Origin of the sequence: Pseudorhodoplanes sp., from assembly GCF_050250235.1 — a bacterium.
Classification (GTDB): domain Bacteria; phylum Pseudomonadota; class Alphaproteobacteria; order Rhizobiales; family Xanthobacteraceae; genus Pseudorhodoplanes.
On record NZ_JBFWPA010000143.1, the window covers coordinates 1 to 14540 of the forward strand.

Genomic DNA, 14540 nt, shown 5'->3' on the forward strand with positions numbered 1-14540 from the left:
GGGAGGGGCGAAGCTAGAGCGCCACCCAATTCACACAGCAAAGGACCAGAACCCCATGCTGGAAAAAACCACCCACCTGATCCGCACCGCCTATCTGGCGCCGCCCTACGATCATGACGAACTGGTGCAGCGCGACCGCGTGCATCAGCTGATCTATACCGACCCCGCGATCTTCACCGCCGAGATGACGCATGTGTTCGGCGCGGTCTGGGTCTATCTCGCGCATGAGAGCCAGATTCCGAAGAATGACGACTTCGTCACCGCGAAGCTCGGCCTGCGCCCGATCATCGTGCTGCGCGACACCAGGGGGAAAATCCGCGCGCTGTACAATCGCTGCACCCATCGCGGCACCACCTTGTGCCGGCTGGAAAAGGGCAACTCCAACGTGTTCCGCTGCCCGTATCACGGCTGGACCTTCAACAATGACGGCTCGATCCGCAACGTGCCGTGGCCGGACGGCTATGCCAACGACGTCACCGAGACACGATTCAACGCCGCGCAGATTCCGCGGGTGGAGAGCTATCGCGGCTTCATCTTCGGCACGCTCAACATGGACATGCCGCCGCTCACCGACTATCTGGGCGACGTGAAAGGTCCGCTCGACGAATGGCTCGATCGCCATCCCGGCGGCAAGGTCGCGATCTGCGAGGCCAATCGCCTGAAATACAACGGCAACTGGAAGCTCGCCTACGACAATTCATGCGACGGCTATCACGTGGTGTTCTCGCACCGCTCGCTGCTCGACATGGAGAACCGGCTGGTCGCGGAAGCCGACAAGGGCATGTCCTACTACAAGGGCCGCCCCGACGAGCAGCCGATGTACATGAAGTATTTCGGCCACGGCCACCACTTCAAGGACAAGCGGCCGAACATGGTGGTCAAGCCCGGCGCGATGTGGGCGATCGAAAGCCCGCATCCGGGCATGGAGCATTACGAAGCGGAACTGCGGCGCCGGCTCGGCGATCGCGCGCCGGAAGCGCTCGACCTCGCCTCGTCGGAGCCGGTGAACATCAACATCTTTCCGAACCTGTCGATCCTCGGAAACCATTTCCAGGTGTTCGAGCCGCTCTCCGTCAACGAAACCAACGCGATCTGGTACGGCACCGCCGTGGTGGACGAGCAAGGCGTGTGGGGCGACGAACTGCATCTCATCAACGCGCTGCGCATGCGCACGCAGGAGGGATTCCCGAATTTCGGCGAAGTCGACGATCTCGCCAATTTCGAGGAGATCCAGCGCGGGCTCGGCGCGTTCGAGGACGAATGGGTCTACATGCACCGCGGCATGGACATACCCGGCCGCACCGTCGATTGCGGCGACGGCGTGCTGAAGGCGCCGGCCACCGACGAAATGTTCATGCGCGAATACATCCAGTACTGGAAGCGGCTGATGCAGACCGAGCCGAATGTCCAGATCAGGCGGGAGCCGTGACCATGAACGCACCCGTCAAGCATGATCCGCACAAGACCTCGTTCTACATCACCGACGCGCTGTACGAGGAAATCATCGCCGATTTCTCCAACTGGCAGCGCGACGATCTGGTGATCCACGACATGGCCGAGCGCGACCTGTTCCGCTCGCTTCTGGAACATGAGGCGCGGCTGCTGGATCAGGACCGGCTCGAGGACTGGCTGACGCTGTTCACGCCGGAATGCGTGTACTGGCTGCCGTCGACCCCGACCGGCGGCGATCCGCGCAAGGAGATCGCGATCACCTTCGACGACCGGCGGCGGCTGGAGGACCGGGTCTACCGCCTGCGCACCGGCTATGCGTGGTCGCAGAAGCCGAAGTCGCGCACGGTACGGCTCGTCACCAATGTCGAGGTGTTCGACGTGGGCCGCCCCGACACCCGCATGGTGCGCTCCAACATCATGATCGCGGAATTCCGCGGGTTTGAAACCCGCTGCCTCTATGGCTGGTGCGGCCACCGCTACGTCAGGCAGAATGGCAAGTGGATGATCGCGGTGCGCCAGCTCAACCTGATCGATTGCGACCAGTGCATCCGCAATCCGAGCATTGTGCTGTGATGGTATCGGGAGAGCGCGCGGCGTCACAGTCTATGCTATAGAGCGCCGGTCTCGCCGATGCTCTTGGAAATGCCCGCATGCCCCGCCCTTTCTCCGCGATCCTGCTCGCCCTCGCATTCCTGACCGTCGCGGCGGCTCCCGCCCCCGCGCAGGATAAGTCCACCGCCTCGATGCAAGGCATCTGGCGATTCGAGAAGGATGCCGCCGACGCACCGAACCTGTCCTTTGTCAGCGACGGCAAGGTGATCTTCCTGGCCCGCACCGGCCGCACCATCAGCATCTGGTTTGCGTGGCCCGAAGGACCGCAAACGAAGGGTGCCGTGCGCGTGCGGATCGACACCGGCGCTAAGCGCTGGCGGCTGGACGGCGATCTGATCACCGAGGAGCAGAACGGCAAGCCCGCGATCTATTTCATGCAGAACGACATGGGAATGAGCGAGCGCAAGAAGAAATGGGGCAACCTCGCGCAGCGCTATAACCAGTTTATCGAAAGCCTGACCGCGGCAAACCAGATCGTGATCACCACCAGGCAGGGCGTGATCCGGCTGCCGGCCGTCACCATCGCCGATGCGCGGCAGATGATGCAGCTCTGATCCGTGTTTTCGACCGCCAGGTTTCGCCGCCCTGTGCTAATGTTGCTCCGTCGCCGCACCCGGCAGTGAGCCTGCACCGATGCACCGCACCATCTCCCCATTCCTGGTCCTGCTGGCACTCACTCTTCTTGCGCCGATCCAATATGCCGGGGCGCAGGACAAGCCCGCGGCCGCACCGGACGATGCCGCGGCAAGCGGCTCCTGGCGCTTCGAGCGCGACCCCCGCGGGAATCCGGAACTCTCGTTCGTCCGGGACGGCAAGGTGATCTTCTATGTCGGCGTTGGACGTGCGGTCGCGGTGTGGATCGCCTATCCGGGTCCGCCGCAACCGGACGGAAAGGCGCAGGTCACGCTCAAGACCACGGCGCAAACCTGGACGCTGGAGGGCGAACTGCAGAACGAGCACGCCTTCACGAACAAGGACCAACCCGCGACGTATTTCGTGAACTGGGACCTGGGCCTCGACCGGAGCAAGAAGGAATACCGCAATATCTCGCGTCGTTATAACCGGTTCATCGATACCTTGTTCAGCTCGAAAGCCATTTACATTGCCTCGAGGGCCGGCGTCATTACCCTGCCGGCGATCAGTATCGGGCTCCTACCGGACGCGCAGCGTCAGATGAAATTGTGATGCCGGCATGCCGACGGGCGAGAGATCATCGATGAAACGCCTTCCCGTCCGCGACGACGACCGCCGCTCGATCGGAGAATTCTTCGGGCGCTGGGGGACGCTGGTCGGCCAGGTCGACTTCAACCGCGCCCGCGAACTCTACGCCGAGGATGTCATCGCCTTCGGATCGCTTGGCAAGATGATGACGTCGCGCGACGCGCTCGAAGCCGAACAATGGCGCAAGGTGTGGCCAACGCTCGCCGACTACCGGCACGATCTCGCGACACTGGAAGTCATTGTCTCGCCGGACCGGCTGATGGCGATGGGCGCGGTGATCGCGCGCACCATCGGCATCCACCAGGACGGTTCGCATTTCGACCGGCCGGTGCGCGTCACTGCGACGCTGATGCGCGAGGCGGTCGGCGCGCCATGGCACATGACGCATACGCATGTGTCGCTGGTGCCCGGCACGCCGGCGCCGTCTTACGGCAGCCGGCCGGAGGCGGAGTAGTGTGATCCTGAAAACGTCATTGCGAGCGGAGCGACGCAATCCATCTTTTCAAGATGGAATGGATTGCTTCGCCGCCAACGCTACTCGCAATGACACGAAGCTATTAGAACTTCGCCGACACCGTCTTCCCCTTCGGCGGCGTGATCTGCACCACGCCCTTCGGCTTCGCGGGAAGGTCAGCCGTTGCCTTGCCCGTCAGCTTTCCGTCGCCCGGCTCGAGCGCGATCCGCTGCGTTTTTCCGCCGACCAGAAGGAGCGCAAGACCCTTATAGCCGGCGACTGGGACCGGGCGGTTGTCATGATCCATCACATAGACTTCGACCGCCTGGCCTTTCGAAACCAGCTCGAGATGGTAATCGCCCACGGAGACCAGCTGTCCGCCGTTTTGGCCTTCTTCGGGATGGGCCGCGTGGTCGTGTTTCGGCTGAGGATAGGCATGGCCAGGCAGAGCGAGCGTGAGCCCGGCGGCCAGAACAAGCATTTTGAATCTCATGGTGGGTTTCTCCGTTCAGTAGGATGGCGTTGATCGGGGCGGTAGCCATTGCTCCGGGTTCGATCCTGTCAGCAACCCGCAGCCGCTCGACCGCCTTGCGGCCAAAGGCGAGCATCAGCAGCGGCGTCACGAAGGCGTCGAGCAGCGTCGCGCTGATCAGCCCGCCGAAGATCGTCACCGCGACCGGATGCAGGATCTCCTTGCCGGGGCTCGCCGCATCGATCAGCAGCGGCACCAGTGCGACACCGGCGGCAAGAGCGGTCATCAGCACCGGCGTCATGCGTTCGAGGCAACCGCGCGTCACCAGCGCGTGTCCCCACGGCATGCGCTCGTGCAGATGCAGGTTGATGATGTGGCTGATCTTGAGGATGCCGTTGCGTGAAGCGATGCCGGTCAGCGTGATGAAGCCCACCATGCTCGCGACCGACAGCGGCTGGCTGACCAGCCACAATGCCGCGACCGACCCGATCAGCGCCAGCGGCACGCTGCCGATGATGATCAGCGCCAGAACGCCCGACTTGTAGCGGCTGTAGAGGATCGCAAAGATCATCAACAGCGACACGAGTGACAGAAGACCGATTGTGCGCGCCGCCTGCTCCTGCGCCTGGAAGGTCCCCTCGAGACTGACGAAGGTGCCCTCCGGCAGCTTCGCGTCCGCCAGCAGCGCACGGATTTGCTCGACCAGCTTCGCCATGTCGGCCTTCCCGTCGGAATTGGCCAGCACGACCAGCCGGCGCCGTCCGTTCTCACGCAGGATCTGGTTCGGGCCCACGGTCTCCCTGATTTCGGCGATCTGCCGCGCAGGAATCCATCCGGAAGGCGTCTCGATCAGAAGATCGCTCAAGCCTTGCGTGGTTCGCATGCCGTCCGGCAGCCGCATCACCACATCGAAGCGACGATAGCCATCGACCACGCGCGAGATCACCCGTCCATTCGAGAGCCGGCTGAGCTGCTCGACCACCGCAGCCGGCTGCACGCCGTAGAGCGCAGCGCGTGCGTAGTCGACCCGGATTTCGAGCTGCGGGATCAGCACCTGCTTCTCGACCTGCACATCGGCAAGGCCGGGAATCGCGGCAAGCTTTGCGCGCAGTTCCTCGGCGGTAGTGCGCATGGTGTCGAGATCTTCGCCAAAGATCTTCAGCGCAAGCTCCGACCGGATGCCGGTCAGCATGTGGTCGAGACGGTGCGCGATCGGCTGGCCGACATTGACGGACAGCGGGAACACGGCAAGGCGCGCCCGGATATCCGCCACGATCTCGGTCTTGGGCCGCGACGACGGTTCGAGATCGACCTCCATCTCGCTGACGTGAACGCCTTCGGCATGCTCGTCGAGCTCGGCCCGGCCGGTGCGCCGTCCGACGGATTTCACCTCGGGCACGCCCATAATCAGCTTTTCGGCGATGGTGCCGACGCGGTTCGATTCCGCAAGCGATACGCCGGGATTGAACTGCACCAGGATATTGAACGTGCCTTCGTTGAACGGCGGCAGGAACGATCGCGGCAGGGTAAAGGCTGCGGCGGCCGCGCCGACCACGAGGATCAGCGTTATGCCGAGAATGAGTTTCGCATTGGCATAGGCGCCTGCGAGCGCCGCGCCGTACCAGCGCTTGAGCACGCGCACAAGCCAGCTTTCATGCTCGTCCAGGCGCCTCAGGCCCGGCAGCATGTAATAGGCCATCACCGGCGTGAGCGTGATCGACACCACGAGGCTCGCCAGGATCGACACGATATAGGCCACGCCGAGCGGCGCAAACAGCCGGCCCTCGATGCCGCCGAGCGCGAATAGCGGCACGAATACCAGCACGATGATCATGGTCGCGTAGACGATGCCGGACCTCACCTCCTGCGATGCGCTGACCACGATGTCGAACACCGAGCGCGGATTGCCGAGCGCCCGGTTCTCGCGCAGCCGCCGAAAGATATTCTCGACACCCACCACCGCGTCGTCGACCAGCTCGCCGATCGCGATCGCAATGCCGCCAAGCGTCATGGTGTTGATCGAGAGCCCGGCGAAGTAGAACACCACCGCGGTGATCAGGATCGAGGCCGGGATTGCAGTCAGCGAAATGACGGTGGTGCGCCAGTTCATCAGGAACAGGAACAGCACGATGCCCACCACGACGAAGGCCTCGAGCAGCACCGTCTCGACGTTCTTTACGGAAGTCTCGATGAAATTCGCCTGCCGGAACACCAGCTGATCCGCCTTGATGTTGTGCGGCAGGCTGGCGCTCAGTTCCTTCAGCGCGGCCTCGACGTTGCGCGTCAAGATGACGGTATCGACATTCGGCTGCTTCTCGACCGCGACAATCACCGCGGGCTTGCCCATGAAGCCGGAATCGCCGCGCTTGGCGCGTGCCGCGAATTCGACGGTCGCCACCTGATGCATGTAGATCGGTTTGCCGTCGACCTTCGCCACGACGATGTTGCGCAGATCATCGAGACTCGTGGTGCGCCCGATATTGCGGATCAGATATTCACGCGAGTTCAGATCGGTAAAGCCGCCACCGGCATTCGTACCGAACGAGGCCAGGGCCTTCTCGATCTGTTCGTAATTGACGCCGAGCGCGCGCAAAGCCGGCGGCTGCGGAGATACGCGATATTGCCGTACCTCGCCGCCGATCGGGATGACTTGCGCGACGCCGGGAATGCTCATGAGGCGCGGCCGGATGGTAAAATCGGCCACCTCGCGCAATTCCATCGGCGTCGCGCGGTCGCTTGTGATGGCGACCATCAGGATCTGGCCCATGATCGAACCGATCGGTCCCATCATCGGGGTGACATTGGCCGGCAACTGGTCGCGCATCAGGTTGAGGCGCTCGGCGACCAGCTGGCGGTTGCGGTAGATGTCGGTGTCCGACCAGCCGAACTCGACATAGACGAACGACAGGCCGACGCCCGATACCGAACGCACGCGTGCGACGCCGGGCACGCCGTTCATTTGAGTCTCGATCGGGAAGGTGACGAGCTGCTCGACTTCCGGCGGCGCGAGCCCCTCGGCTTCGGTCATGATGGTCACGACCTGCTTGTTCAGGTCCGGCAGCACATCGACCGGAAGCTTCGTGATGCTGTAGCTGCCGAACGCCATCAGCGCCGCGCTCAGCGCGAGGATCAGCATGCGGTTCTTCAGCGACTGGGTGACGAGGAAGGTGAACATGGAATGCTTTCCTCTCAGCTCACGACTTGGGTCGCTCCGCGCGCGACGCACGCGGTTTCACCCTCCCCCTTGTGGGGAGGGTCGCCTGCCGAGCGAAGCGAGGCAGGCGGGGTGGGGGTCTTCGTCTTGAGGCCAGCCCTGTCCGCAATCTGATCGCAACCACCCCCACCCCGATCTCCTTCGCTGCGCTCAGTCGATCGACCGTCCCCACAAGGGGGAGGGTAAAGACCCGAGATCGACCGCTCGCCGTCAGGCTGACGCGAGGCGGCAGGTGCGAGCGCGATATTCATCACCAAACCTCCCCCTCACCGCACGTGATCGAGCAGTTCGGCGCCCTGCACCACCACCCGCTTGCCCGGATCGATGCCGGCCGCGATCAGGATGCGTTCCGCATCGAGCGGCTCGGTCCGCACCGGCCGCGGCTCGAACCGCTCGGCGGTCGTGTGCTCGAACACGACGTCCTGGCCATTGGCGGCGCGTATCACCGCCGTGCGCGGCACGGCGATGCCGGAGCGCTCTTCGCCCGTCTCGGTGAACACGGTGACGAATTGCCCGGCGCGCAAACCCTTGCCGCCGTCATCGACCGAGAAATGCACCGGGATCGACTGGCTGCGGTCGGCAAGGCCGGAACCGCGGAAGGTCAATACCAGCGGCTTGCCGCCGGCCGTCTTCGCCGAGGCACGGCCGGTTCCGGCGACGGTATCGAAGCTCAGCGCCTCGACCCACAGCTTTTCCGGCGTCACGATGTGGAAGACCACCGCGTTGCTCTGGGCGATCTGGCCGGTGATCGGCGTTCCTTCGGCGATGATCCCGCTGACCGGCGCGATCAGCGGGATCGGATCGCTGCGGATCCGGTCGAGAGCGGCGCGGCGATCCTTCAGGCCCTCGAGTTCGAGCTGCGTTTCCTCGACCTGCGTGCGCGCGACCGCGCCGCTGGTGACGAGCTTCTCCTGGCGCGCGAGCCGGCGCTGCACGATCGCGATCTGCTGATCGAGTTCACCCTGCTTCTGGCGCATGTCGGAGACGTCGATCGCTGCGATCGGCGGCGTGACATAGGCGAGGATGTCGCCTTCCTTCACCTGCGTCCCGAGACGAGGAAATCCGCCGGGCGGAGGCGACAGCACGCCGCCGACCGCGGTCTGCACGTAGCCGCTCGCATTCGGATCGGGAATGATGCGTCCCGGAAGTTCGACCGTGCGTGCGAAGGTCCCGTGCTGTGTCTCGATGGTGCGGACGCCGAAGATGCGCTGGATCGGCTTCGGCACGAACACGGTGCCATCGGGCTGGCGCTGTGCGCGCTGATCGCCATTCGACGCCGCGGCCGGTTCGGGGGCGTGGTCGTGACCTTCATGCGCTTTCGCATCCGCCAGACCAGCCAGCGCGAAGACCAGCATGACCGCGCCGGCGCGCCTTGATCTGCGGACAAAGCCGATCAGCAGCGCCCCAAGAATGAACCCGGTCAGGCCCGCTGCGAGCGGCGATCGTGACAGCGACGCCAGGATCATCAGCACGCCGTTTCCGGGGGGAATCGCTCCGCGGGACGCGGTGGCATCGGATTGCGGAACATCGATGGAGATCGGCAAGATGTCCGGCTCGCCACCGGCAGTCACGGTAACGATGAGGTCGAGGTGACCGCCGTTTTCAAGAAACGGAGCCTCCAGACTGTAGACGCCGTTACCGATTGCCTTTGCCGCCACCGGACCGGAGGGCGTTTCAATCTCGATCTCGGCCTGCTCGACCGGAGCATTGGTCCTGTAATCGTCGAGGTAGATCGCAAGCGTCCTGCCCCGCACGACGGCGACCACTTCGAACCGTTCCGAATGCGCCTCGCCGCGCGGCGCGACGCTTGCGGGCGCAGCGGGCGCAGCGGAACCGTGGTCGTGACCTTCATGGGCATGAAGCCCGGTCCCAGCCGAAACCAGAAGCAATGCGACTGCAGAAAGAGCCGGCAGAATAATGCGAACCATGGAGGACGGTCCTTCGCATGAACGGAATCGATCCCGGCCGCCCGCAAGGCGACGGGTCCCGCATCAGGGACGCGGGAAAGCGGCGTTCAGGCGAAGAATTTGGGTGGCCGCGGCGGGCCCTCGCGAGCGAGACCGGTGGGGCGCGAGGCGTCGTAACCCGACAGCAGGGCAGCGGACGAAAGCCGCAGGCAGGTCCAGGTCGCTGGCGCGAGCGCCGTGCCGCAGCCGGAGCAATGTCCGGCGCTGCAGCAGCCGCGGTCACAATCGGCGTCAGCCGCGGACTGTGCCGGCATGCTCGCGGCACGGATTTCAGCACCAGCCGCGACAACGGCCGCAGGCGGGGCACTGGCGGCCGCGTGTTTGGCCGGGTGCCCGTGCGGCACGCCGCCATGAGCCGCCGCTCCGGTCGGCGCAAGCGCGACCAGCAGCAATGCGGCCAGGGCCATGACGGCCGGGGCGAGGCTCCGCAGGAACATGTCGTGTTCTTACACCGTGGCGAGATTCGGCGAAAGCCGAACGGCACATCGCCACACCACCTGGACCGGAAATATGGCGTCCGTGGGTTAACGCATCGACATATTCATATTTCGACAGGCCTCAGCGCAGATGCGCGCGCCCGCGTCGGTCAAAATCTGCCCGGCGTTTTGCCGGTGAAACACGGAAACGTCCCGTTGCGACACAACACCCGGCCAGGGACGGCGTAGCGCCGTTGACTTGGTTTCGCACCACTTTCAGAATGATCGGCGAGGGAATTGGGTCGCAAGAACCCGCAAACGCATCGCCGGCTCACGGCGAGCGCCCACAGGGACATACCAAGGAGAGACCCGCGATGGCCGCGCCGCTTCGCTTCAACGTCATGCATTTCATGCCGTATTCGTACCTCCCGGAAAACCACAAGGACTACAAGTCGACCTGGGTGAGTTTTCCGAACAAGTATTTCGATCCCGACAAGGGGCACGAACTTTACAACCGCTATATCGGCGAACTCGTACTGGCCGATCAGCTCGGCTACGACGCGGTGGTGGTGAACGAGCATCACAACACCGTCTATTCGATGATGGCGACGCCGAACATCATCGCGTCTTCGCTGGTCGCGCAAACAAAGAATGTGCGCATCTGCGTGTGGGGCACGCCGCCGAATTTCATGCTGCCGAACCGGCTGGCCGAGGAATATGCGGTGCTGGACGTGATGTCGAAAGGCCGGATCGAGGTCGCCTTCCCGCTCGGCACCGGCATGGAATACTGGTCGAACCCGGTGAACCCAGCGACCGCGCGCGAGAAATTCCGCGAATCGCTGAAGATCATCCTGCAGGCCTGGTCGGAAGACGGCCCGACCACCCATTACGGCAATCATTATACCTATCGCTTCCTCAATCCGTGGCCGCGTCCGTATCAGCGGCCGCATCCGCCCTGCTACATCGTCGGCACCGGCTCGCCGGAGACCATCGAGATCGCGGCGGAGCTCGGCTTCGGCTATGCCTCGGTGTTTGTCACGCAGGCGCGCGCCAGGGAACTGAACGAGCAGTTGCGCGAGCGCGCTTCGCATTACGGCCACACCATCCGCCCGGATCAGCTTCCGCTGCTGACCTTCGTCTATGTCGCCGAAACCCAGGAGCAGGCGGAAGCCGAGTACATCCCGCATCTGCAACGCTTCTTCGAGGATTACGCCCGCACCATTCCGCAATATCTGGCGCCTCCGGGCTATCTCTCGGTCGACCAGCTCAAGGTGCGCGCCGCCACCGCCGACAAGATGCATGGCGGGTTCGACTTCAAGGCGATCTCTTCGTCATTCTTCATATCGGTCGGCACGCCGGACAAGGTTGCGAACGACATCGGCGAGTGGACCGTCAAGATGAAGACGAACCACATCAACAGCGTGATGCATGTCGCCGACATGCCGCACTGGAAGACGGTGAAAAACCTCACGCTGTTCGCAGAGGAAGTGATGCCGCGCCTGCGCCAGCGCACCGGCTCTCCGCAACGCATGGCCGCCGAGTAACGGGACATAACGATAATGAGCAAGTTCGAGCGTCAGACTCTCACCGTCGACGGCGTGAAGACCGTCGTTCATACCGCAGGCCAGGGCGAGCCGCTGGTGTTCTTCCACGGCGCCGGCACGGTCGACGGGTTCGACTTCGCCGAGCGCTGGACCGACCGCTTCCGGGTGATCGTGCCCTACCATCCGGGCTTCGGCGAATCGGACGACGATCCGAGCTTCACCACCATGCATGATTACGTCATGCATTATCTCGAATTGTTCGACATGCTGCGGCTCGACCGCTTCAATCTGGTCGGGCTGTCGATGGGCGGTTATCTCGCCGCGAAATTCGCAAGCGAGCACGGCCACCGTGTCAAGAAGCTCACGCTGATCGCGCCGGCCGGCCTGATCGATCCGAAAAATCCGATGCTCGACATCCTGGCGGTCCCCGGCGAGGCGGTGCCGGGCCTCCTCGTTTCCGATTTCGAGGTCATCAAGAAGAAGCTGCCCGAGAAGCCCGACCTCGATTTCATGGGCGACCGCTATCGCGAGGCCACCACCGTGGCGCGGCTGTTCTGGGAGCATCCGGGCGATCCGAAGTTCATGCGGTATCTGCATCGCATCAAGGTGCCGACCCAGATCATCTGGGGTGAAGAGGACAAGATCATTCCGGCCGGGCAGGCGGAAACCTGGCGCAAGTTCATTCCGAACGCCGACATTCAGGTCTACAAGGGTGCGGGCCACCTCGTGCATCTGGAGCGGCCCGAGGCAGTGGACGCGGTCGCGCGCTTCATGGGTTGAGGCCGCTCGCATCATTCTGACGCAGAACGAACCGGGTCGCGCATGAGCGGGCCGGAAAGAACCGCAAGACCAAGCACAGGATGGATGAACGGCCACAGAAGCCGGCGCCATCAGAGGAAACAACGGGAGGATTCCATGGACAGACGCAGTTTCGTCAAAGGCAGTGCGGCCGTGGTCGGCGCCGCGACATTGCCGACCGTTTACGCACAGGCGCAGTCCGCACCGGACAAAATCCGGTTCGGCTACGCCATAACCCAGTCGGGCCCGCTCGGGCCGGGCGCGGAATCGACCAGCGTCTCGCAATACAAGCTGTGGCAGAAGCGGGTGAACGACGACGGCGGCATCATGCTGAAGAAATTCGGCAAGAAGGTCCCGATCGAGTTCGTCGCCTATGACGATCAGGGCAAGCCCGACGAGCTGCTCAAGCTGACCGAACGCCTGATCCAGCAGGACAAGGTCGACATGATCCTGAGCCCCTATGCGAGCCACATGAATCTCGCGTCGGCCCCGATCACCAACAAGCACGGCTACCCGGTGATCTACACCACCGCGACCACCAACAAGACCTACACGCTCGGCCCGAAATGGCCGTTCGCGTTCTGGAACATCTCGCAGCCGCACGAGTCGACCGAACCTCTCGCCAGGATGATGGGAGACCTCAAGAAGGACGGCAAGATCAAGGGGCGCGCCGCGGTCATCCATCCGAATGTCGAATTCGGCGTCGAAATGAATGCCGCCTTCCTCGATGCCGCCAAGAAGAACGGCATCGAAATCGTCTACAACAAGAGCTATCCGTTCGGCTCCTCGGACCTGCAGCCGCTGGTGCGCGAGGCCATGGCGGCGGGCCCCGACGCGTTCCTTGCAATGAGCTATCCGCCGGACACCTTCATGCTGCCGGAACAGTGCAAAATCGTCGGATTCAATCCGCAGATCATGTATGTTGCGATCGGCGGCGTGTTCCCCGGCCTGAAGGGCAAGTACGGAAACAACGTCAACGGCATCTTCGTCTATGGCGGCCTCAACCCGGACGAGCCCGGGATGGCCGAATACAACAAGGCCCATCAGGCGATGTTCAATCGTCCGTCGGAGGCCGGCGCCATCAACGTCTATGGCGGCCTGCAGGTCACGCAGCAGGCAATCGAAAGAGTGGGCGAGATCGACCGCAAGAAAATCCGCGACGTGATCGCCAGCGACAAGTTCAAGACGCTGTGGGGCGAGCTCTCCTACAAGGATCAGCGCAACGCCAATCCATGGGCCGTCGGTCAGTGGCAGAACGGCGAGGTGGTGGGCGTGTTCCCGGCGGACAAGGCCGGCGCGCGCAAGCCGATGTTCCCGAAGCCTGCATGGTCGTAGCGGAACGCCGTTCCATCGAACTGTCATCGCCCGCAAACTTGTCCCCGCGCAGGCGGGGAGCGGGCGATCCAGTCAAAGCGAATGCTGTTCGGCTGACTGGATGCCCCGCCTTCGCGGGGCATGACATCCCGGCCGTGGGACCTGACGGAAGTTGTTTTCAGTGATCCTGTTCGAAGTCTTTCTCAACGGGCTGCTCCTCGGCGGGATGTACGGCCTGATCGCGCTCGGACTGAACCTGCAATACGGCATCGCCCGCATTCTCAACCTGTCCTATGGCGAGTTCTTCGTTGCAGGCGCGTTCACCGCTTTCTTCACCATCATGCTGTGGAAGCTCAATCCGTTTCTCAGCGTATTCGTCAGCATCCCGATCGCGTTCGCGGTCAATTACCTGATCTACCGCTTCATGATGGTCCCGCTGATCAAGCGCGCCCCGGACCAGGACGCGCTTGACGCCGATGCGGTGCTGGTCACCTTCGGGCTGTTCTTCGTGCTGCAGGGTTTCGCCCTGATCTACTGGAGCGGCGACCTGCGCGGCTACAGCTACCTGTCGAGCCCGGTCCATGTCTTCGGAGCAACCATCGCGCTCAACCGGCTCGTCGCCTTTCTTGCGGCCTGCGGCATCGCGCTCGCGCTTTATGCCGTGCTCCGGTACACGCGGCTCGGCTCGGCGTTGCGTGCCATCACCATCGACCCGGTCGCGGCCGGCCTCGTCGGCATCGATGTGAAGAAACATTCGGCGCTGATCTTTGCCGCGGGTGGCGCACTGGCGGCGGTATCCGGCATGCTGGTCTCGACCTTCGTCTCGTTCACCGCGGCGTCCGGCGTCGAATACACCCTGAAGGCGCTGATCGTGGTGATCATGGCCGGCGTCGGCCGCGTCACCGGCACGCTCGCCGCCGGCATCCTTCTGGGCGTGGTGGAATCGGTTGGCGGATATCTCATCGATCCGGCACTGACGATCGCGATCAACTTCGCGCTGTTCATGCTGATCCTGCTGGTGCGGCCGACCGGATTGTTCACCCGTGCCTGACATCATCGACAAGAACCGCGGGACG

The 14540-nt window shown here is 63.5% G+C and carries 12 protein-coding genes and 1 pseudogene; 9 read left to right on the top strand and 4 right to left on the bottom strand.

The window, feature by feature from the left end; all coding sequences use genetic code 11:
- The 5 genes from AB7F49_RS32920 to AB7F49_RS32940 form a co-directional block, all read left to right on the top strand.
- On the top strand, positions 1–1429 hold a 1429-nt coding region (locus AB7F49_RS32920), incomplete at its 5' end, for an aromatic ring-hydroxylating oxygenase subunit alpha (protein WP_428530131.1).
- A 2-nt stretch (positions 1430–1431) separates the two neighbouring features.
- Entirely contained in the window at positions 1432–2025 is a 594-nt protein-coding gene (locus AB7F49_RS32925) for an aromatic-ring-hydroxylating dioxygenase subunit beta (protein WP_428530133.1), read from the top strand.
- Between the two features lie 77 nt (positions 2026–2102).
- Positions 2103–2618: a hypothetical protein gene (locus AB7F49_RS32930; RefSeq protein WP_428530135.1), complete on the top strand. Its 516-nt coding sequence runs from the start codon at positions 2103–2105 to the stop codon at positions 2616–2618.
- 79 nt (positions 2619–2697) lie between these two features.
- A complete protein-coding gene (locus tag AB7F49_RS32935) occupies positions 2698–3249 on the top strand; it encodes a hypothetical protein (RefSeq protein ID WP_428530137.1) in 552 nt (183 codons plus the stop codon).
- A 31-nt stretch (positions 3250–3280) separates the two neighbouring features.
- Positions 3281–3739 (top strand): YybH family protein, encoded by a 459-nt coding sequence (locus AB7F49_RS32940; RefSeq protein WP_428530139.1) that lies wholly within the window; start codon positions 3281–3283, stop codon positions 3737–3739.
- Positions 3740–3842: 103 nt separating this feature from the next.
- Here the strand turns inward: AB7F49_RS32940 and AB7F49_RS32945 are convergent, their stop codons facing one another.
- The 4 genes and pseudogenes from AB7F49_RS32945 to AB7F49_RS32960 form a co-directional block, all read right to left on the bottom strand.
- The gene (locus tag AB7F49_RS32945) at positions 3843–4046 is read right to left on the bottom strand and encodes a hypothetical protein (protein ID WP_428530141.1); all 204 of its coding nucleotides are present in this window, start codon (positions 4044–4046) and stop codon (positions 3843–3845) included.
- A 256-nt stretch (positions 4047–4302) separates the two neighbouring features.
- Positions 4303–7386 (bottom strand): annotated as a pseudogene (locus AB7F49_RS32950) (efflux RND transporter permease subunit); the annotation flags it as partial.
- Between the two features lie 305 nt (positions 7387–7691).
- The gene (locus AB7F49_RS32955) at positions 7692–9353 is read right to left on the bottom strand and encodes an efflux RND transporter periplasmic adaptor subunit (protein WP_428530143.1); all 1662 of its coding nucleotides are present in this window, start codon (positions 9351–9353) and stop codon (positions 7692–7694) included.
- Between the two features lie 86 nt (positions 9354–9439).
- A complete protein-coding gene (locus tag AB7F49_RS32960) occupies positions 9440–9829 on the bottom strand; it encodes a hypothetical protein (RefSeq protein ID WP_428530145.1) in 390 nt (129 codons plus the stop codon).
- 353 nt (positions 9830–10182) lie between these two features.
- Between AB7F49_RS32960 and AB7F49_RS32965 the strand changes: the two genes are divergently transcribed.
- The 4 genes from AB7F49_RS32965 to AB7F49_RS32980 all read left to right on the top strand — a co-directional run bounded on the left by AB7F49_RS32965 (position 10183) and on the right by AB7F49_RS32980 (position 14515).
- The gene (locus AB7F49_RS32965; RefSeq protein ID WP_428530147.1) at positions 10183–11352 is read left to right on the top strand and encodes an LLM class flavin-dependent oxidoreductase; all 1170 of its coding nucleotides are present in this window, start codon (positions 10183–10185) and stop codon (positions 11350–11352) included.
- A 15-nt stretch (positions 11353–11367) separates the two neighbouring features.
- Entirely contained in the window at positions 11368–12132 is a 765-nt protein-coding gene (locus AB7F49_RS32970) for an alpha/beta fold hydrolase (protein WP_428530149.1), read from the top strand.
- Positions 12133–12267: 135 nt separating this feature from the next.
- The gene (locus AB7F49_RS32975) at positions 12268–13485 is read left to right on the top strand and encodes an ABC transporter substrate-binding protein (RefSeq protein WP_428530151.1); all 1218 of its coding nucleotides are present in this window, start codon (positions 12268–12270) and stop codon (positions 13483–13485) included.
- A 160-nt stretch (positions 13486–13645) separates the two neighbouring features.
- Positions 13646–14515 carry a branched-chain amino acid ABC transporter permease gene (locus tag AB7F49_RS32980; protein ID WP_428530153.1) on the top strand — a complete coding sequence of 290 codons (870 nt, stop codon included), beginning with the start codon at positions 13646–13648 and terminating at the stop codon, positions 14513–14515.
- The last annotated feature ends 25 nt before the right edge of the window (positions 14516–14540 follow it).